This window comes from Pseudoalteromonas sp. HM-SA03 (genome assembly GCF_002289345.1).
Taxonomy (GTDB): Bacteria; Pseudomonadota; Gammaproteobacteria; order Enterobacterales; family Alteromonadaceae; genus Pseudoalteromonas.
Map to the genome: position 1 here is coordinate 57,115 of NZ_NSDG01000087.1, position 22,268 is coordinate 79,382.

Annotated in this window: 13 protein-coding genes and 1 pseudogene; 7 read left to right on the top strand and 7 right to left on the bottom strand. The window is 43.5% G+C overall.

The features are described 5' to 3' along the window. Positions 1-258 precede the first annotated feature (258 nt). Together CKO50_RS17520 and CKO50_RS17525 are read left to right on the top strand one after the other, a co-directional pair. Positions 259-1,461, top strand: a complete 1,203-nt coding sequence (locus CKO50_RS17520) for a response regulator (RefSeq protein ID WP_095729208.1) — start codon at positions 259-261, stop codon at positions 1,459-1,461. A gap of 121 nt (positions 1,462-1,582) precedes the next feature. Next, a complete protein-coding gene (locus CKO50_RS17525) occupies positions 1,583-2,458 on the top strand; it encodes a GyrI-like domain-containing protein (RefSeq protein ID WP_095729209.1) in 876 nt (291 codons plus the stop codon). Between the two features lie 107 nt (positions 2,459-2,565). Here CKO50_RS17525 and CKO50_RS17530 read toward each other — a convergent pair whose 3' ends face one another. Then, entirely contained in the window at positions 2,566-4,977 is a 2,412-nt protein-coding gene (locus tag CKO50_RS17530; protein ID WP_095729210.1) for a TonB-dependent siderophore receptor, read from the bottom strand. A 263-nt stretch (positions 4,978-5,240) separates the two neighbouring features. Then, positions 5,241-6,146 (bottom strand): sulfite exporter TauE/SafE family protein, encoded by a 906-nt coding sequence (locus CKO50_RS17535; RefSeq protein WP_255230338.1) that lies wholly within the window; start codon positions 6,144-6,146, stop codon positions 5,241-5,243. Between the two features lie 252 nt (positions 6,147-6,398). Between CKO50_RS17535 and CKO50_RS17540 the strand changes: the two genes are divergently transcribed. From CKO50_RS17540 to CKO50_RS17550, 3 genes and pseudogenes are all read left to right on the top strand, one after another. Beyond that, entirely contained in the window at positions 6,399-8,666 is a 2,268-nt protein-coding gene (locus CKO50_RS17540) for an aminotransferase class V-fold PLP-dependent enzyme (protein ID WP_095729212.1), read from the top strand. Between the two features lie 563 nt (positions 8,667-9,229). Beyond that, a pseudogene (locus CKO50_RS17545) lies at positions 9,230-9,387 on the top strand (DUF2256 domain-containing protein). A 116-nt stretch (positions 9,388-9,503) separates the two neighbouring features. After that, positions 9,504-11,666: a TonB-dependent siderophore receptor gene (locus tag CKO50_RS17550; protein ID WP_095729213.1), complete on the top strand. Its 2,163-nt coding sequence runs from the start codon at positions 9,504-9,506 to the stop codon at positions 11,664-11,666. Between the two features lie 61 nt (positions 11,667-11,727). Here CKO50_RS17550 and CKO50_RS17555 read toward each other — a convergent pair whose 3' ends face one another. The 5 genes from CKO50_RS17555 to CKO50_RS17575 form a co-directional block, all read right to left on the bottom strand. After that, positions 11,728-12,231 carry a hypothetical protein gene (locus tag CKO50_RS17555; protein WP_095729214.1) on the bottom strand — a complete coding sequence of 168 codons (504 nt, stop codon included), beginning with the start codon at positions 12,229-12,231 and terminating at the stop codon, positions 11,728-11,730. Positions 12,232-12,318: 87 nt separating this feature from the next. Further along, positions 12,319-13,329: a low-specificity L-threonine aldolase gene (gene ltaE / locus CKO50_RS17560; RefSeq protein ID WP_095729215.1), complete on the bottom strand. Its 1,011-nt coding sequence runs from the start codon at positions 13,327-13,329 to the stop codon at positions 12,319-12,321. Between the two features lie 756 nt (positions 13,330-14,085). Further along, on the bottom strand, positions 14,086-15,681 hold the full coding sequence (locus CKO50_RS17565; protein WP_095729216.1) for a sugar porter family MFS transporter: 1,596 nt from the start codon (positions 15,679-15,681) through the stop codon (positions 14,086-14,088). A gap of 6 nt (positions 15,682-15,687) precedes the next feature. Continuing rightward, the gene (locus CKO50_RS17570) at positions 15,688-16,695 is read right to left on the bottom strand and encodes a LacI family DNA-binding transcriptional regulator (RefSeq protein WP_095729217.1); all 1,008 of its coding nucleotides are present in this window, start codon (positions 16,693-16,695) and stop codon (positions 15,688-15,690) included. A gap of 69 nt (positions 16,696-16,764) precedes the next feature. Further along, complete coding sequence (locus CKO50_RS17575; RefSeq protein WP_095729218.1) at positions 16,765-18,108, bottom strand: GH1 family beta-glucosidase; 1,344 nt, start codon at positions 18,106-18,108, stop codon at positions 16,765-16,767. A gap of 185 nt (positions 18,109-18,293) precedes the next feature. On the opposite strand from CKO50_RS17575, the gene CKO50_RS17580 reads away from it, so the two are divergent. Continuing rightward, entirely contained in the window at positions 18,294-19,544 is a 1,251-nt protein-coding gene (locus CKO50_RS17580) for a sugar MFS transporter (RefSeq protein WP_095729219.1), read from the top strand. Positions 19,545-19,547: 3 nt separating this feature from the next. Beyond that, complete coding sequence (locus CKO50_RS17585; RefSeq protein ID WP_095729220.1) at positions 19,548-22,088, top strand: exo 1,3/1,4-beta-D-glucan glucohydrolase; 2,541 nt, start codon at positions 19,548-19,550, stop codon at positions 22,086-22,088. Positions 22,089-22,268 lie beyond the last annotated feature (180 nt).

Here is a 22,268-nt window from a genome sequence, read left to right on the forward strand (position 1 = left end):
TTTAGAAATATACGTAGTTAACCTGAGCTTCGGATAATTATCGTTTAAACATTACCCTAAATGGCAATGATATACAGTCTCAATTGTAACGCTTCCACGGTCTAAATGCACTAACATTTAAGGCTATTATTACTACCGATCCTTGTAAGCCGTCAGAGTTCTTGCAAACTGTCTCGGAATCCGGATTGCAAAAGTCTCATTCTAGTAAATAATTAAAATTAATGGGCTTTGTTGTATTCTCATAATCAGAGGGAATCTATGCATAAAAAAGACGTTGAACACGCACAACGACATCCAAAAGTGATTATTATTTGCGACGACCCTACTGAAATGACTGGCGTTGTCGATATTGTCGCTTCTCAAGTCAATGAATACCGTACTCTCACTAGTCATAAAGAAGTAGCAGAAGTGCTCACTGAGTCTCCACCAGATGTCATCGTTATCGCTCGAAAAACGGTAGCAAAAAGTGTCGAAATTTATAGCTTGCTCGCCAAACATGGCTTACTTAACTATGCTCATGAAAATATTTTGCTTTGTGAAAATAAAGAATCTGGCGTGGCCTTTCGGTGTTGTATGAAAGGTATTTTTACTGATTACTTTGTCTACAAACCTATGTATGAGAATTACCGATTTCGTATGATCCTTCATAATGCCTTGGTTCGCACGGAAGGCACATCTGAAGTTGCCAAAATCAGAGAGGAGCATTTTGGTCGCATAGATGACAAACTAAAACAATTGATTGATGATGCAGCCTTGTACCACCAAAAAGCGGATGAGACATTACAAACAGTAAGACGTAATCTAGACAATGAGAAAGGGATTAATAAAGTTCAAGATGATTTATTAAATGAATTGAAACAAAAACACTTATCGCCACTGTTGGATGAGCTGGAGCACCAATTGGCCGATAGCATTCATGAACTAACTAGAAGGCTAAAAGACAAACAATTCTCTGTCGCAGAGCTTACTGCGTTGCTGAGCGAAAAAGACAACTCAAAATGCGCGCAATTAGCGCAAAATGTATTGCCAGTTAGTGAGACTGGCGAAGTCAACATTAGTGAGCCAAAGGTGCTTGAAACCAAGCAAGAAGAAATAAAAATAATGGTGGTAGAAGACAACGAAATTTATCGAGAAATGATAGCCAAGATCCTACGTGATGAGGGGTATAAAGTAGACTGTGAAACCAGTGGGTTAGGCGCTATAAAAACATTGAGAAAGCATAAATTCACCATGGTATTTATGGATTTATTTATGCCAGAGCTTGATGGCTACAATACAACCAAAAATATTCGCAATATTTCACATTGTAAAAAACTTCCTATCATTGCGCTAACCAGCAATAAAAACAAAGATATAATCAGAAAGTGGGCATCTTTGGGGCTCACTGGGTACATCACCAAACCGTCTACCAAATCATCTATTCTAAAAGCTGTGGAAAAAGCACTTACGGAAAACCAATAAGTTGCGTAAAGTACAAATCAGCAAACATTATCAAATCGAGTTCTGCCATGATAAGCCATATCAGCTCTGACGTTAGTTACTGAGTTGTAAATGGCCGCATAAACCAACAGTGAAGTGAACGATGACTAGAAAAGCAACGACCCTGAGCCATTACACTACTCGCTTAAATATTGTTATTGATTACATCTATAACAATATTAATCGCGAACTTGATGTGATCACGCTTGCTGATCAATGCCATATGTCGACTTATCACTTTCACCGTGTTTATCGCTCAATCGCTGGGGAAACCATCAATGCAACCGTGAGAAGAATGAGACTACATGTTGCCGCAGGTATGTTAATTCGCACCCAAGACTCCATTGCAAAGGTGGCTGAGCAGACCGGCTACGCAAGTATTGAAGCGTTTAGCCGCGCATTTTCTCAACGATATAAGCAACCACCTAGCTTATTCCGTCAACGTGAACAAGCCAAGGCAAAAGGCTGTGCGGCCGAGTTTTATATCATTAAGGTAGATGAGGATTCGAATATGTTTAATGTAGAAATAGGCAGTAATGAGCAAATGACGTTAATCGGACTTGAGCACCATGGCGATTACATGCAAATCGGTCAAGCATTTGAAAAATTAAACGTACTGGCGCAGCAACAAGGCTTACTAGGTGCGGATACGCGTTTCTTTGGTGTGTATTTTGACGACCCAAAAACCGTCGAGGAAAGCAAACTAAAATCAATGGCAACAATTTTAGTACCGAAGACAACAGCAGCCCTCCTCGAGGAGTTTTGTGAATTCACCATTCCACAAGGCAAAACAGCGAACCTACTCTACCAAGGTGACTACGCATCTTTGGAAACGCCGTATGAATATCTGTTTGGACAATGGTTACCTAACAGTGAATTTGAACCTGCCGATGTTCCTGTCATCGAAGAATACTTAAATGATGTTAGAGATACACCACCACACGAGCTTCTCACTCGTATCACTTGTTACATTAAATAACAGACCTTGTGTCCAGTTAAGTGATTAACTAATCTAAACGCGACTAAGCATTGACTGCTTAGAAATAAAAAGGAGGGACTTCCCTCCTTAATTTATTTGCTAACCAATTAGAATCTATAGTTAAAGCTCAACTTAGCATTACGCTCGTTGCCAGGCGTGCCACCCAAGAACAATGCTTTACTGTAATAACGCTCGTCAGTTAAGTTTTCTAGGTTTAGCTGAATATCGAACTGCTCAGCATCGAACTTAATTGCAGCATCCCAGCGGGTATAACCATCAATGGTTGCAGTAGGCAGACCGAAAGACACTGAGTTAATTGTTCTTTCACTCTCATAGTTAATACCGAGACTGTATTCTAGCGCCCCTCCAAACCAATCCACGGGTTGAGTATACTTCACCCACGTACTGGCAAACTTTTTCGGTACCCCTTTCATTTGACCTGAGCGTTCATTCGAACGGATCTCAACAGCATCTTGATAAGTTGCGTTCATATTCACACTGATTTGGTCGTTCAATGCTAAATTTAAGTCAAGCTCTACACCTTTTGACTCATCTTCATCATCGAAGAAATAGCGTGGAACACTCACATTGTAGTCGTCGCCTGGCTGCTCGTTATACTCAGGATTGTTGTACATGAGGTTGGTACGTTTAGTTTCGAACCACACTAATGAGCCCAATAAATCTTCGTCAAAGGCAGTAAAACGCACGCCTATATCTAACGTTTCAGATTCAGAGTCAGGTCTGTTTTTACGATTTGCATCAGCTTCATTTTCTAGGCTACCCAATACACTGTATGCAGTACGACCTTTTGCCATATTTACAAAAGCAGAAAGCTGAGGAGTCACTTGATAATTCAAGCCAATATTATACGTCATACCAGCATCATCTGTGTCCAGCTCTTCACTCTCTTCAGGTGAACGATCAGTGCCTAAATGCTGATACTTTTGTTCAACGCTAGTATATGCAAGACCAGCACGAGCAGTTAGTGCATCAGTGATGTACACCACTTCTTGAGCACTAATACCATAAGCTGTAAGCGTTTTATCGTAGTTACTGCGTAGCGATGGGTTATAATCCTCGAATTCGCCTGTCGGCCAGTTTGGGTTGCGAATATCTAAGATAAATGGAATTGAGCCTTTACCATCGGCATCATATGCAGACCAACTTTTTAAGCGCATATCACGATTTTCATAATTAACGCTGACTAAATGCTCACCGCTCAAAGAGGCCATATCCCAAGTTAACTGTAAATCAGCAAAGTACTGCCAAGTTTTTTCGCTGGCAACTTGGCGGCGATACTCTTGACGGCGAGCCGCATAAGGATATAACACATCATCAATCACAAGTGGGGCTCTTGGGTTTGCATTAATCACACCATTGCGCTCCCAATAAACATAATTGTAAGCACCTGTTTGGCGTACAAAATCCGAATCGTAACTACGCCATAACAGCTGTTGAGTCAGCTTTGAGCTGCGATTTAGATACCAATCGTGACGAAGCTTTACCCGTAACTCTTCACCTTCATTAGGGCGAGATAAAGGAGAAATAAGATTCCCATCGCCAAGATTGAAAGGTTTTAAGCCATCGCCAATACGGATTGACTCTGCAAGTTGCGCGCGCTGTTCATCATTCAGTTGTACACCTAACCACTTACCTTTCTCGACGTCATATTGTGGGTCATTTGGCAAGCGATCGGCTGTAACCTGTCCAGGTTGCCCAGTAATGCTATCCCAGTTAATAATCCGTACAGGATCGCCGATTGAATCTACTTGTTGCGAGTCATCGATATAAGCTGTTGAAAATAGCAAAGCATGTTCACTAGTTGGCTCAAAGCGCAAACTTGCATAGATTTCGTCTCTATTTGATTCTAGATCTCGATAGCCGTCGCTTCGCTCATGGTTTGCAACAACACGGTAGGCAAGCTTGTCAGTAATTGCATCTGTAAAATCAACGCCCAAGCCATAAGTATTCCATGCGCCCACTTTACCGTTAATTGCAAGCGCTTGTTCAAATTGTGGCTTTTTCTCGACTAAGTTAACTACACCACCTGCTGCACCAATACCATAAAGACCTGTAGCAGGGCCTTTTAACACTTCAATACTTTCAATGTTGGTTAAAGAGCGTGTTGGGTTAAAGCTGTTTCCTAAATCCGCACCACCATACATACCATCATAGGTGTAGTTTACACCTAGGCCTCGAACCATGAGTGAATCACCAATGCCGTAGTTATTACCTGCCTGAGATAAACCACTAACGTTGCGTAATGCTTCTTGTAAAGTCGCTGCGCTTTGCGAATCTAGTAGCTCTTTGTCAACAACAACAACCGCCGCAGGAGTCTGCATAAGATCCATATTAGACTTAGTTGCAGTCCCAGATTGCAAAATAATTTTATTATGTTTGCCATAGACACTGATTTTTTCTATGTCTTCAGAAGCGAAAGCCGTTGTGCTTGCACCTAGTAAAGCTAGCTTAACCGCAACGCATGAGGCGGAAAGAACAGAAGAGCGAGAGTATTGCATTTTTTAACTCCAAACTACGCAATTGGATCTTTCTGAAATAGCCACAGATACCTATTTCAGAAAATAATTTATCAGAGAGGGGGCGAAGTTTAGCAAAACAATAGTAATGATAACAACTATCATTTACATTTTATATTTGTAATGTTTTTTGCAATAATCGCAAACATGATAATAAAATGTAAAGAATGGGTTTTGTTTTTGGCGAGAGTAATCTAACTTCGTTATCGCTTAGCGGCTTACACACTTTTGTAAACCGCATTAGATTAAAACAACCCTAGCAGCGTTGGATATAGTTCATAACAGGTAAAGCTCACTTCAAGCCCAATCAAGACTAAAAGAAAACTGACCAGATGCCCTACTTTTACTTTTGAACAAACATAAGCGCCTAGCGGGGCACCAACGACCACAATCGGTATTGCCGCTAGCAAATAGCCATTTATTTCACTGGTGATCGTATCGAGATACCAAGCATTGATGCTACTTCCAATCAATGAGGTAAACGTCATCACCACAACAGAGGTTGCAGTTGCCTTTTTCACATCTGCATTGTAAGCAATCACCAACAAGGCAAAGAGTGCAATATCAGCCCCTGATCCTACCAATCCACTCGCTATACCTCCAATTAACGCAACAGCCATAAAGCGTAGCATTTTAGGTTGGATAAACTCACTGCTAGGTTGATGATGTGCCTTACGCCACCACCTCAAAATCAGCGTTAACGCAAAGCAGAGTAGCAAAAAACTAAAAATAGACTTAACGAGGAGCCTTGGTGTTAGAGGTGCGATATACAATAGGCTTAGCGTTACGCCAAGCGCAGCCATTGGCAACGCCATTAAAATAACGTTTTTATATACTGGAATGCGGCGACAAAAAATAGTGATGGTCGCCGCAGTCATACCAAAGCTTTGTATCGCGAGAGAAAATACCTTGGCAGTAGCTGGATCTATGTCTAATAATTTAGTCATCACAGGAAAAGCAACGGCACCACCACCCAATGCCGTTCCACCTGCCACAAACGATCCCAACGCCATGGTAAGCGCAATATGGGATTCACTGATAATTTGGCCAAGCGCCTGATAGAAGCCTTGTACCCAGATCAACGTAGCGTACACACCCAGTGTGAAAAATAACGGCCACATTGTCGGTTTTGTTATTCGTTGCAACATCATTCATCCATTACTCTAAGAGCCTTTCCTTACCATTACAATTACCTTGCCCGTATTGCCTTTGAGCGAACGCAATTAAACATGATTAACACATTTTTTTCAAATTAAATTTACATTAAACATCACTCTACCTAGTCTGCAAGAAACACATCCCCAATAGTTGAAACGTACGCCTATCTCCCTTATTATAACTATAAATAATTACTTATTACTTTTTGTTATATCGGTAATTTGCTTATACCTAAAGGCACAGTCATGACAGTAGAAACGGTGTTACCTCAAATATATCTAGATGCTAATGCAACAACCCCTGTATTAGAGCAAGCAGCAGACGCAGCGTTGGTTACAATGAAAACCATGTTTGGCAACCCCAGCAGCAGCCATATTACTGGACTTCAAGCGAAACAGCTGATGGAGCACACTCGTCAAAAAGCACGTGCTGTTTTAGGTTCTGGTCATGGTCGAGTGATCTTCACCAGTGGCGCAACCGAAGGTATCCAGACAGGCATATTATCAGCCATTTGTGAAGCAAAAAAGAAGATACAGCCAAACAAAAAATATACCCTACTTTATGGCGCAACTGAACACAAAGCAGTACCAGAATCACTCAAACATTGGAATCAAATTTTAGAAATTAATGCCGATGTCAAAGCCATTCCAGTTGATGGTGCAGGTAATCTAGATTTAGCGTTTATCGCCAATGAAGTGCCTAATGCGTTAATGATCTGCACTATGGCTGTCAATAATGAAACCGGTGTATATCAAGACCTTAACAAACTAGAAGACGTAATAAGAAAGCATAATTCAGATATTTTTTGGATGGTTGACTGTGTACAGGCGCTGGGCAAACGCAGTTTAAACCTAGCGAGAACAACAGTTGACTACGCACCTTTTAGTGGTCACAAGCTCTATGCACCAAAAGGTATTGGTTTTGTTTATATTCGAGAAACTGCGCCGTTTACACCATTTATTGCAGGCGGCGGTCAAGAGAGCGGTTTACGCTCAGGAACAGAAAATTTGCCAGGCCTTGCCGCACTGAATGTGATTTTTGATGAACTGCTAAAAGAAAATGACAGCCAATTTGCAAGCGTAGATAAGCTACACAATTTTCGAAATCAACTGGCGCAAACGCTCAGAGATGCATTCCCGACTATTGTATTTAATAATCAATTCAGTAATAGCGTTCCAACTACACTAAACTTTGCAATTCCTGGATTTAGCTCAAAAGAAATCATGGATTTGTTCGACGCAGCAAACATCCGTGTCAGCTCAGGCTCAGCCTGCAGCTCAAAGGTTACGCGCAGTTTTGTGCTAGATGCTATGGGGCTCCCTGCATGGCAAAGCGAATCGGCTATTCGACTGTCTTTTGGTCCTGCTACAACTCAAACTGAAATAGACGCGGCATGTGAGCGCATTCTCCATTGCGCTCAGGCACTCGGTCACAGCTGTCTCATGCAGGCAGCGAATGGCGTTAACAATAAAGAAGCGCTTGACGGTCTAGTGCAATTCAAAGTGGGTGGTGCATGCTGTTGGTTGTTTGCAGATAAGCAGTCAAAAACAGCGATTATTATCGATCCACTTCCTGCGCTGGTAGAACGTCTTAATACGATATTGGAATGCCAACAGCTGACACTACTCGCCGCGCTTGATACTCATGGGCACGCTGATCACGCATCGAGTCGAACCGCCCTGAATTTACCAAAGCAAACATGCGATCATTTGGGCTGGCCAACTCAAACTACACACATTGAATTTAAAGGCCAGTCACTCGAGGCGCTAGCGATTGGTCACTACCGTCTTGCAAAATTAGCCACCCCAGGACATACGGAAGATAGCGTCACCTTTATACTTTTGGAGCAACAACAAGATAAGTACACCATCAGATACGTTTTTTGTGGTGACCTTATCCTGATGGGCGCACTAGGAAGAACTAACTTCTCCACCAGCTCATCAAAAGCGATGTTGCATAGTATTCAGTTACTTGCTCAGCTTATCGAAACCGATACTTTGTTATGCCCAAGCCACGACTACAACAATGAGTTTGCAACCACCCTAGTAGCAGAGTGTAATCGTAATTTGCTATTAAATAGTGTGCTTCAACATGACATTACTGTTGATATATTTGTCGAGAAAAAGGCACAAATAGATAAAAACATTATTGATGAGGCTGGCAGTGAGATCATGTGTGGCGCAACGGTTTGCAATAAAAACCAATTTGCACTGCACGAGTACACCACAAAAGAACTCAATACACACATCGCTAACAACAAAGGTTTGTTATTAATTGATATACGTGAACCGCATGAATATGCCCTAAACCACGACAGAGCGTTTGATCAAAATGTGCCCTTAACCCGCCTTACAGACTTTATTTGCAAACATAGCCAAGACAAGTCGAAAGAGTTGGTGTTGGTGTGTCGTAGCGGCAGCCGTTCACAAGTTGCCGCTCAAGCGCTAGCAAGACTTGGCTTTAATAATATCGGACATTTAAAAGGAGGGTATGCACTCATTCCATCTGCATAACCTGCCCTATTTCCTTTCTAAAGTCCCTACAGCACTTGCTATGGGGCTTTTTTGATCTCACTTTTCATCACTACCGTATGAATACTAAAAATGACTAATACCAATTGGCTTAATTAAGTGATCTATTTTGAGGCGAGAAAATCTTGTCGATAACCCCGCTACCGCGTCCTGCTATCGCCAAGGTACCTACATCCGTGTAGGCAAGACGAAAATTTTGCTATTTAACCTGAGGTTTGGATAAGGAATGTTCCAACTCATTGTTGCTAAAGCACAACTTAGTTTTTTCCTTGTCTAGCCAGAGAGTTTTAGGGAAAACACCGCTTCCGCGTCCTGCTCTCGCTAAGGTACCTACATCCTGTAGGCAAGGCGAATTTACGCACCAATAGCTGGCTATTGGAAGTGAATTCAACGCAGTTAGCGCTAAAACTGGCTGCTAGAAAGGCATTAATTATCCGCAGCTCAGGTTATTTAGTTGTTCTAAATGAGAAATTTTTAACGCAGTTAGCGTCAGATTGGCTCCTTCAAATTGAGCAAGTATTAAGACTAATTGGTACCAACCCTAAATGGCTCATAAGAAATCAAACCTACAATATAAAGTATGCCCTATTTGCGAACGCCCGTTTTCTTGGCGGAAAAATGGCAAAGAGACTGGGATAACGTTAAATACTGTTCAAAGCACTGCGTCTATGACCGCCCCAATATAAGGTACAACAATACGTAGCGAATATTGTAACTACAATAAAACTTTGTAATATTTGCAAATTACAGAACAATAGCATTGATAATCACTCTCATCTACAATATCATTTGCGCAAACTTAGATCATAGGTATTAATCATGCGCTCATTTAAATACAAATATCCAACTCTAATTGCCAGTGTTGCATTGGCGTTATCTTGCTCTGCAATTGCACAAGAACAAACCAAGCAAGATAAAGACGACATTGAAATCATCGAAGTTAGTCCAAGAGGCCTGATTTCATACGTTAGTGCTACTGCATCAAAAACGGCGATTCCAATCGTCAAAACGCCCGTTTCAGTTTCGGTATTAACAGCGCAACGTATTTCTGATTTAGGTGCAGAGACGCTGCAAGATGCGATCGGGTATGTTGCGGGTGTTTATAATGGGCCATATGGTGTTGATACTCGAGGCGACTGGTCTAAAATTCGTGGCGTCGACCCCTTACTCTATGTTGACGGCCTGCAAAAATTGTTTGGCAATTACAACAATACCCGTACTAACCCTTATGCACTCGAAAGCGTAGAGATCTTAAAAGGCCCGTCATCGGTGCTTTACGGCCAAGGATCTACTGGTGGTATCGTCAACGCAGTATCAAAATTACCAAAAGCAGACACTGAAGGTGAGATCTGGGCGCAAGTAGGCAACTACGACCGTAAGCAACTAGCACTTGATTACAACACCACATTTGGTGAACAGCAGGAGTATCAAGCACGTGCTGTTGCCATGTATCGAGACAGCGGCACGCAGACCGATTATGTTGATGACAACACCCTGATGCTTGCACCAAGCTTTAGCTGGCTTGCTTCAGATGAAACTAAAATTACCTTACTTGCCAACCTTCAGAGAAATGAATCAGGCTCTTCAACGCAATTCTTCCCGCATGAAGGCACTATTCGACCTGCAAAATATGGCCAAATTCCCAGTGAGCGTTTCGTCAGCGAGCCAGGCTGGGATAAATACGATACTGAGCAACAAGCGATCACCGCTATTGTTGAGCACAGCTTTGATTTAGACACGCATGTTAAATTTTCTGGTCGCTACAGCGATAGTTCATCCGAGTACCGTACCATTTATTCTTGGCCACCAAAATTTGAAGCCGACAAACGTACTGTTAAGCGTATCGCCAGCCTCACCGATTCTAGTGCACGTAGTGTGACGATGGATCTTCAATTCCATAAATATTTGGAACTAGATACGGTGAAATTAACTATGGTTTCGGGTGTAGATTACCAAAATGCGGATACTGATTCTGATCGCGGCCGCGGTGTTGCTGCACCACTAGACTTATATAACCCAGTGTATGGACAAAGCACTGAGTTACCAACAGCAGTTGTCGATAACCCTGAGAATACGCTTAACAACAAACAGCTTGGTGCTTATGCGCAAGTTACTGCTGAAGTAAATAGCTGGGTACTCAATGCAGCACTTCGCTATGATGACGTTTCAAATCAAGTGCAAACGGCGGGTGCAATCAAGAATAGTCAGAATGCCACAACAGGTCGGATCGGTGTACTTTACCAATTTGAGAATGGCATAGCGCCCTATGCTAGCTATTCAGAATCGTTTAAGGCTGTATTTGGACAAAAACCACAAGGTGGCGCATATAAACCGCTGGAGGGCGAACAAGTTGAACTTGGCTTGAAATATCAGCCAACGGGTACTGAGCACCTTATTACTGCATCTATCTTTGAAATTAAAGACAAAAATCAAATACGAAAAGTTTCCCCTGAATTTGAAGTACAAGACGGTGAAATTGCGGTGACAGGATTCGAGCTTGAAGCCCAGCTTGAATGGCAGCACCTTGATATCTATGCCGCTTATTCTTATTTAGATACAGAGCAAGACGTTTCTCCGCTATCGTCCACAGAACTCTATGCAGCACAAGATTTAGTTACGTTAATCACAGATGATGCTCAGCTCTCAGCAACACCTAAACACTTAGCTTCAATTTGGGCGACGTACCGCGCGGACGAATGGCTTCCTGGACTGAAGTTTGGTGCCGGGATCAGACATGTGGGAGAAACCTACGATGGCAGTCGTACAGTTGAACTAAACGGTCAAACACTACATCAGCAATTAGTGACCGACAATTTTACGCTTATTGATATGATGATTGGATATGACATTGAACAATATCAATTCAGTTTGCAAGTTGATAATGTCAGCGATAAAACGGTTATCACCAGCTGCCTGTACCGCGGAGACTGTTTCTACGGACAGCGCAGAACTATCAGTGCTAACGTGAAGTACAAGTTTTAACGACTAGATTATAAAAAAGGAATCGCCCTAGAACCGAAACTAATGGTCATAGGGCGATGACTTAAAACTGATAGCTAACAATTAAACTGCCATCAGCACGCTCGGCGTTATATCCATCACTTTCACCATAACCTGCAACCAATTTAAGCCGCCAACCTGGTTGATTGATGCTGGTAAAATAGTAGCTATAACTTACACCGATACCATTTGTCGTTTCACTATCAAAGAGATCGATAAGTGGCTCGAAAATGTCACATACAGTGCCTTCTTCTTTACATACTGGACCTGCATCTCTCGCCCCTAATGCGCCAAGCACCACACCTAATGCATGTTTGTTGTTTTCGGATATCGCTTTTTCATAACCTACAGAAAACCCATCATCTAAACCGAGGAGATAGTTCCCATACCACCGACTATTACTATCGGCTTGTGGAAGAGAAAGTTCGATTTGACCAAAAAATGGATAGCCAGTACCTACAGAGAAATCGACCGAATTGGCAACGCTTGTAGTGCTGATTAGCATAGCTGAAATACCAAACGTAGCCTTTATCAACGAAGAGAACATTGAATTTTCCTTATATAACTTTCGCACAAAACTAGCAGTAACAGTTCCCAAATAGAATACATTAAATGTAAGAAAGTGTAATACCTATCACATCAACAAATTAGTGAGCTCTGTTATTAGCTCATCCACATCGGAGCGGCTCACTCCCATATGCGTCACAAATCGCATGCCTTGATATCCCGGAGTGATATTAATGCCCTTTGCCTTTAACTGCTTTGCTATCGCAAAAAGATCAATGCCAGCTTCCACTTCAGCGAAGATAATATTTGTCTGTACTAAATGCTTACATGGCTTAAACCCTGGCAGTTGCTCAAGTTTATCAGCTAAATATTGCGCGTTTTGATGATCTTCCTCGAGACGCTCTACATTATGTTGCAAAGCATAAAGACCAGCCGCCGCGAGCATGCCCGCCTGACGCATACCGCCACCAAGCATTTTTCTAAGCCTTCTCGCCTTTTCTATCAACGCTTTATCACCAAGTAATAAAGAGCCGATCGGCGCACCAAGCCCTTTAGATAAACAGATAGTAAATGAATCAAAGTGCTTTACGATTTCTGTGATATCAACCTTTAACGCGACTGCAGCGTTGTACACTCTTGCACCGTCAAGATGAAGCTTTAAGCCTCGCTCGTCACACAGCACTCTGGCTTGTGCGATATATTCTAGGCTCAGTACTTTACCACCGATGGTGTTCTCTAAACTAAGCAGCTTAGTTTTCGCAAAATGAAAATCGTCAGGTTTAATCGCTTGTTTAATTCTTTCTAAACAAATACTGCCATCGGCCTCATTTTCTAATGGTTGCGGCTGAATAGAGCCAAGTACAGCGGCTCCACCGGCCTCAAATTTATAATTATGCGCCTGTTGGCCGCACAGATATTCATCCCCTCTTTCACAATGGCTCATCAATGCAAGTAGGTTTGCTTGCGTGCCTGAGCTGGTAAACAGCGCTGCCTCAAAACCATGACGCTCAGCCGCAAACTGTTCAAGTGCATTCACTGTCGGATCATCACCATAAACGTCATCACCAAGCGGCGCGTCAAACATACTTTGTTTCATGGTGGGGGTCGGTTGCGTAACCGTGTCAGATCTAAAATCCATCAATCTTATCCTTGTCAAAAGAGGAACGCACAGCATAATACCAATTGAATTAATTCTCTAATCAATTTGAAGGGTGAAATAGCATATTAGCTTCGTTAAAAATTTCTCATTTAGAACAACTAAATATCAAAATTTTTGCCTTGCCTATATGGATATAGGTACCTTAGCGGTAGCAGGACGCGAGAGCGGTGCTACTAAAGCTATTTCCCCGCTTCAAGATAGATCATTTACTTAATACAACTGGTATAACTGAAAAACGCGCATTGAAGTGTAAAACAAGATGAAAAAGGGAGTAGTTACTTTTGCAAGGTTTACTGCAATCCTGGCCAAGCACCGTTATCAATGGCTTTGGGATGACCCGCATCCACTTTGCCAAAAGTAATGCTCTATCTTGGATAGCGACCCATCAGCTAAGAAGAAATCAGCACGGGTAATTTCATTATCTTTCCTTTAAATGTGAATTTCTGGACTAGTCCAAAAAAGATAATAAATCCCAAACATGAAGATTCATTTACAAAAAAATCACATGGAAAAGTATTTTATCGCGGGTTTTGCTAATACCAATTTACTTAATTAAGTGATCTATTTCGAGGCGAGAAAATCTTGTCGATAACACCGCTTCCGCATCCTACTCACGCCAAGGTACCTACATCCATGTAGGCAAGGAGAAAATTTTGCTATTTAGTTGTTCTAAATGAGAAATTTTTAACACAGTTAGCGTCAGATTTACTCCTTCAAATTGAGCAAGTATTAAGACTAATTGGTATAGCCAGCTCTCGCTTCCAAACTTTCGCTTAGCTGCTCCAAGCTCTTACCTTTGGTTTCTTCCACAAACAAAAATACCAGCGCAAACGAAAGCAATGAAAGCAGGCTATACAATAAAAAGGTGGTGCTTGCCCCTAAAGATTCAAGCTCCCACGGAAACACTAGTTGTACAGTAAAACTGGCGGCATTATTAATCACACCGACAACGGAAATCGCAACGGCTCGAATTGCATTTGGAAATATCTCCGAAAACATTACCCACATGACTGGCCCAAGCGACATCGCGAACGACGCAACAAAAAGGGAAATCCCAAGCAGAACCAGTTTTGCAGGCATATTAATGCTGTGTGCGAAAATCACTGACTTGTATTGCCGGTACTGATCTGCAGTTAAACGCTGCTTTATCGCGTCATTAAATGCAACATCGGAGGTGAAAGTCTGGCCTAATATTGGCGCTAATGCATGCGCAGGAAAATCGGCTACTTCTGTCTTAATTTCAGCAATATGCGCTGTATTTAGCTGATAACTTGCTTGCTTAAAGCCCCAGCTACACAGCGCCATACTAAAGCAAATGCCCGTTAATCCAATAAGCAACAATGGCCGTCGTCCGAGTTTATCTATGGTCAATAGCGCAACGATGGTAAAAACCACATTGATAAGACCAATCCAAATCGCTTGCATAAATGCAGCATCAGTACCAATACCACTTTGTTCAAAAATGGTCGGGGCATAAAAAAACACCACATTAATCCCGGTGACTTGCTGCGCGATGGCAAGCACAACCCCTACCATCAAAGGGACACGAAGTCGCTTACTAAACAAACTGCCCATTTTGCGCGCGAGCGACAAACTACTCAGTTGCAGTTTAGGTAACGCCGCTTGAATAGCATCAAGTTGCTGTTGTGCATTGTTGCTACCAAACAATCGCGTTAATGTGCGTTTAGCCTCTTGCTGCTGATCCTTCATCAATAACCACCGAGGACTTCGCGGCAATAACAGTAACAACAAAATCCACGCCAGTGCTGGCAGCACCTCAACACCAAGCATCCAACGCCATGTTTGACTATCTATTTGCCAATCAGACACCCACATTGCATTGCTATGACTGAGCTGAAGTAAGAAATAATTAGTGAAATAGGAGATAAATAGGCCAACGACAATATTGAGCTGATTAACCGATACCAAACGCCCTCGCTGATCCGCTAAGCTGATCTCAGCAATATACATGGGCGCTACCATCAAGGAACAAAATGCCATACCGCCAATAAAACGCGCAACCACCAATGCTTCAAACGAAGTTGCAAAAGCCGAGCCAATCGCGGAGACAAAATACAAACACGCGGTCATCAGCAATGTTTGCTTACGGCCAATGGCATCGGCCACCGGTCCTGCGATAAGTGTTGCGACCACCCCACCTAAGGTAGGCGCACTCACGACTATCCCTTGCTGCCATGGGGTAAGCTTAAAGGCCTCACTGATAAAGCCAATTGCACCCGAAATCACCGACGCATCAAAGCCAAAAATAAACCCGCCTAACGATACAATTAAGGTGTACTTCAATGCATTAGATATCGACAGGCTGGTCATCGCTTATTACTCTGTTTTTACGGCGATAGAATCGCGCAAGATTAAGCTTGGTGGGTAGAGATTTTCGACATCGGGTTGGTGCTTCTCTTTATACACATGCTTAAGTACCCAACGCGCGGCCGCATTGCCCATTTTACGAATAGGGTTATCTATGGTGGTGAGTTTTGGGTAAAGGTATTTGGTAAACAACACATCGTCAAAGCCTACAACGGAAAGCGCTGATGGGACATCAAGTCCAGCTTCTCTAGCCGCAGTCATCGCACCTGATGCCATCTCATCGTTTGCGCAAACCAAGGCACTAAAGCGCTGCCCTGTTTGCATTAAATGATTAAATCCCGCGATGCCATCGGTTTCATGATAACCGCCTTCAAATGAGAGCTTAGGATCAAATGACACATTGTATTCAGCTAAGGCTTTTTGATGACCAGCCAAACGCGCTTTGGCGTCAAGCTTAAATAACGGTCCACTGATATACGCGATATCTCGATGTCCGCGCTGCAATAGCGCCTCAGTCGCTAAGTATCCACCCAGTTCGTTGTCAGTATAAAAGCAGCGCTCTGCTAACTCTGGAATGTGGCGGTTCACTAGCACCAGTTCTACATCTCGTCCCGCAAGCTCAATGAGATATTCATCACTGACTGCTTCTGCATGCACAATTAAGGCATCGCAGCGCCTATCCAATAAAAATTCGATGGCTTGTTGTTCCTTTTCTTCATCACTGTGGCCCGCAGCAATAATGGCATGTTTACCCGCCGTTCTTAGCGTACTCTCTATGGTGCTCATCATGTCACCAAAGAAAGAGCCGTGTAGCTCAGATACCATAAGCCCCACACTGTTACTGCGGTTAGAAGCCAAAGATTGCGCGATGGCGTTAGGTTTATAACCTAACTCTGACATTGCCGCGAGCACCTTCTCTTTGGTTTTGTCACTCACCTTTGCATTGCCATTCATCACCCGTGACACCGTGGCTAATGATACCCCTGCAGCTTTTGAGACTTCGTAAATCGTTGCCATATCTATTACTTTTATTCCATCAGTTGTATCTGCGCACTATACCAATTTTGGCTAAAAATGCGCATAGTTTTAGACACTTGATTTACGCTCAAACAGCATCGTTTGGTAGGCTTTTGCACTCGCCTTTAAGGTTCTTTGCTGCGTATGATAATCAACGTGCACAATACCAAAGCGTTGCGTATACCCCTCTGCCCATTCGAAATTATCCATTAAACTCCATGCAAAGTAGCCACGAATATCAACGCCCAACTCCATAGCTTGATTAACCGCAAGCAGATGAGATTGGAAGTACGCCAGCCTTTGCACGTCTAATACTTCGCCATTTTCCATTTTGTCGTCAAAGGCTGCACCATTTTCTGTGATAAAAAGTGGTGGCAACTGGTACTCAGCATGTAACTCCCGAAGCAATGCACAAAATGAGTCTGGCACGACTTCCCAGCCCATTGTAGTGAGCGTTTCGGCACTAGGCTCAACTTGTTCATACCATCCATTACCATCAGATTGATAAATATTTCGGGTGTAATAGTTCACGCCAAGATAATCAATGGGGGCAGCAATAATCTCTAAATCTCCAGCTAGCATATCTGGTTGTACGTCTTTGGGGAGCTGGGCAAATAAATCTGGGTACTGCCCTTCAAGAATTGGCTTGATATACCAGTGATTACAGTAATCATCCGCGATTTTTGCCGCTTCCACGTCACAATGCGCTGTAGACACAGGATCCGCATTGGCAAAATTCAACACGACTCCATGGAGGCTATTTGGGCAGTGCGCTCTTAACACTTGCATCGCTAAACCATGAGCAAGAAGCAGGTGATGAGCAGCTTGTCTTCCCGCCGCTTGGGAGCGCAAGCCTGGTGCATGAATACCTAATTCATACCCCAAATGTGCACTACAAAATGGTTCATTTAACGTGGTGTACGCATACACTTTATCGCCAAGCGCTTTACATACCACCTCGGTATATCGTGCAAACGCCACAGCCGTTTCTCGATTCAGCCATCCGCCCTTATCCTCAAGCGCTTGTGGTAAGTCCCAGTGATATAGCGTGATAAACACTTTTAAGCCTTTAACAACCAACGCATCGACCAATTGTTGGTAAAATGAAAGTCCTGCATCGTTAACCGTGCCATCATCATTCATTACTCGTGGCCAAGAAATAGAAAGGCGATAGGCGTCAACCCCCAAACTGGTTATAAGTTCAACATCTTGCTGCCACCTAGATATATGCTCACAGGCACTATCACCATTACTACTATCCTTTATCGCGCCATCATGTTCACAAAACCTATCCCAAATTGACTCACAACGCCCACGCCGCTCACCTTCGATTTGAAATGACGAAGTCGCAACGCCGAAAATATAGTCTGCCTTCAACATGGCCGAGTGTGTTGGCAGGATAATTTTATTCATGGTTAATCGTTCCAAGTTATGTGTTCACGCCAAGGTACGAGCGTGTTGTGTTAGTCACAGTGCAAGGCAAAAACATTTTTTATTTGAATTCGTGTTCGCTTTCTGCAATCATCATTAAAAATGTAAGCGCTTTCATTTTTATAAATGTAAGCGCTTTACCAAAAAAAATCAACTAGGAGTTTGTCGTGAGCGTACCGTCTCAACCACAGGTTTCAGCAGCAATCGCCACGGGCCATACTGGTCAGTACCGATTTGCTTTGGGGGCCCTCACCTCACTATTTTTTATGTGGGGTTTCATTACTTGCTTGAATGATATTTTAATTCCGTACCTCAAAGGCGCGTTTGAGCTTAATTACACTCAAGCGATGCTCATCCAATTTTGCTTTTTTAGTGCCTATTTTGTTGTTTCGGTGCCAGCTGGCAAATTGGTTGGAAAAATCGGCTATCAAAAAGGCATTGTAACTGGATTACTTACCGCAGGCGTTGGTTGTGTGCTTTTTTACCCAGCGGCTGAAAGTGGTATCTACGGCGTGTTTTTATTCGCGCTATTTGTACTAGCGGCAGGGATCACAGTGCTACAAGTTGCTGCTAACCCGTTTGTTAGTGTACTTGGCTCTCCCGAAACTGCCCCTGCACGACTCACCATGACCCAAGCCTTTAACTCTCTTGGTACGACTGTCGCCCCATTTTTTGGCGCCATGCTCATCTTCAGTGAGGGAAGCACAGTTGAGGTGGGCAATGCCAGCGCAACCCAACTGCCTTACTTAATGTTGGCAGCCATGCTCGCGTCATTGGCTTTGATCTTTGCCTTTATCAAACTTCCCCAGCTAAGTAGTACTACTGAGGAAGTCACCACAGGTGAAATCAAAGCATGGCAGCATAAACATTTGGTGCTTGGTGCAATCGGTATTTTCGTTTATGTTGGGGCGGAAGTGGCGATTGGCTCAACACTCGTTAGCTTCTTACATCAACCGGACATTGGCAACATGACCGAAGCCCAAGCCGCAAAGCTCATCGCATATTATTGGGGTGGAGCCATGGTCGGACGCTTTATTGGCGCGTTAGTCATGCAGAAAATATCGGGTAGAACCGTGCTTGCCTTTAATGCAGCCTGTGCATTTGCATTAGTACTTATCGCAGTATTTAGCAGCGGTCAGCTCGCCCTTTGGAGCATTTTGGCGGTCGGGCTTTGTAACTCCGTGATGTTCCCGACTATCTTTAGCTTATCGTTGAATGGGCTTGGAAAACAAACGGCACAAGGCTCTGGTATTCTCTGTCTTGCTATTGTTGGCGGTGCAGTTATCCCGCTATTTCAAGGGATGCTAGCAGACGGAATCAATCTGCAGCTATCATTCTTACTGCCAGCTTTATGCTATATCTACATCGCCTACTTTGGATTAAAAGGCGCAACTCCTCAGCGTTTCAAGAGTAATTAAGACATGAAAACGAAAATAACCATGCTAAGTCTTGCAATGGCTATCGCAACCTTAACAGGATGTAGCGAAAGCCCAAATAAAACCAGTGTAGATGCAGCTCGCCAAGTGAAAAACTGGCCAGCGCTGACTCCAGCTATTCAAACCGATAGCAATCTAGAAGAAAGAATTCGGTCGATACTCGCTAAGATGACCCTGGAGCAAAAAATTGCGCAGATGATCCAGCCTGAGATTCGAAATATTACCGTCGCAGAAATGCGAGAATACGGATTCGGCTCATATCTCAATGGCGGCGGCGCATTTCCTTACAACAACAAACATGCAACGCCTGCTGATTGGGTCAAACTTGCCGAAGCGCTTTATCAGGCATCGATTGACGATAGCCTAGATGGCAGCACTATTCCTACCATGTGGGGAACGGATGCGGTTCATGGCCACAATAACGTCATTGGCGCTACGCTATTTCCACATAACATTGGCCTTGGCGCGGCAAATAACCCAGATCTCATCGAGAAAATCGCCCAGATTACCGCAAAAGAAGTGTTAGCCACCGGGATTGATTGGATCTTTGCCCCGACGGTCGCGGTGGTACGTGATGATCGCTGGGGACGCACCTATGAAGGATACTCGGAGCATCCCGACATCGTAAAAGCGTATTCCAGCGCTATTGTTAAAGGCTTACAGGGCGATCCTAAAGCGGACTTTCTTGGTAAGAACCGCGTGATCAGCACGGTGAAGCATTTTGTCGGCGATGGTGGCACAGTTGATGGTGACGACCAAGGCGACAACATCGCCTCTGAAAAAGCATTAATTGCACTTCACGCTCAAGGCTACGTAGGCGGACTTGAAGCCGGAGCACAATCGGTGATGGCGTCGTTTAACAGTTGGCATGGCGAAAAAGTGCATGGCAGTCATTATTTGCTTACCCAAGTGCTCAAAGAGCGAATGAATTTTGATGGTTTTGTGGTGAGCGATTGGAATGGTCACGGCCAAATAAAAGGCTGTACGAACGACAGCTGCGCAGAGGCCATTAATGCCGGCATTGATATTGTCATGGCCCCGAACGACTGGAAAGCCTTGTACAACAATACGCTAGCGCAAGCAAAAAGCGGCGCTATCGCGCAGTCTCGCATTGATGATGCAGTAAGTCGTATTTTAAGAGTTAAACTCCGTGCGGGACTTTTTGAAAAACCAAGTCCTGCAAATCGTCCATTGGCTGGCAACTCAGAAATCATTGGCGCAGAATCGCACCGTAAAGTTGCGCGCCAAGCCGTACGTGAGTCACTGGTTTTACTCAAAAACAAAGATCAACTATTACCACTTAAACCAAACCAACATATTTTGTTAGCCGGCGATGGTACCGACAATATCGGCAAACAATCGGGCGGATGGAGCATTACTTGGCAAGGTACCAACAACACCAATGCCGACTTCCCGGGCGCTACTTCTATTTATGATGGTATAAAGCAGCAAGCAGAAGCGGCTGGTGGCACCGTCACATTAAGTACTAGCGGTGATTTTGAAGATAAGCCTGACGTTGCCATTGTGGTATTTGGCGAAGATCCCTATGCAGAAGGCCACGGTGATAGAGCAACACTTGAATACAAGCCGTCTGATAAATCTGATCTCGCATTACTCAAACGCTTTAAACAAGCTGGAATTCCTACAGTGGCGGTGTTTATCAGTGGTCGCCCAATGTGGGTAAACCCTGAACTCAACGCATCCGATGCATTTGTGGCGGCATGGTTACCGGGATCTGAGGGAATTGGTATCAGTGACGTATTACTTGCCGACAAAAACGGCCAAGTTAAGTATGACTTTACTGGCAAGCTTAGCTACTCTTGGCCAAAAACGCCGACACAAATCGTAAATTACCAAGATAAAAATTACGACCCGCTTTTACCTTATGGTTTTGGCTTACGTTATTCAGACCAAAATGTACTAGCAGATAATTTACCAGAGCAAATACAAACTCAGGCAAATCTCGCCGGCGGTGTAGACTTGCTGGTAAGATCAATCAATAAACCTTGGCAAGGCCATTTATACAGCAGTGCCGAAAATCAACTGATAAATGCCAACACCCATACGCTCGGTGGTATTAGCTACCGCACAACGGACAAAGAAATACAAGAAGATGCCATTCAGCTACTTTTTGACGGTAGTCGACGCAGCGGCTTTAGACTCGCTAGTGAAAGCTACTTTAGAGAAGACATAAGCCCAAGTGTTCCAACTGACAGCGCCCTTACTTTTAAAGTACAAGTTGATGCAGCGCCAGATAAACCGGTTTGGGTAGCGATGAGCTGTGAAGGCGAAGCGGACGCAAACGGCTCATGCACCGCAAAAGTCGATATTGCTAAGCAACTTCAAGCGATGCCTTTAGCCAAGTGGCAATCACTAAGCATTGACCTAAATTGCTTTACAGCCCAAGGGATGGACTTCACTAAAACCGTTGTCCCTTTCGAGCTTTCAACCGCTGGAATACTAGAGGTAACGCTGTCTGAGATACAGATCTCTTCAGAAGCATCACCGACACTAAGCTGCAATTAGTCCCCTTAACACGATGTGGGCACGAGGCTGTGTTCACATCGTTTTTTTAGTGTCTAATGAAGCAACTTTAATGTGGACTAGAATTTAAAAGATCTAAGGTAAGCCAATTGTCTGATGCGCTCGTTTATTCTTTTTACAGGGCACAAACAAGCGATTTAAAAAGTCACACCAAGAGCACAC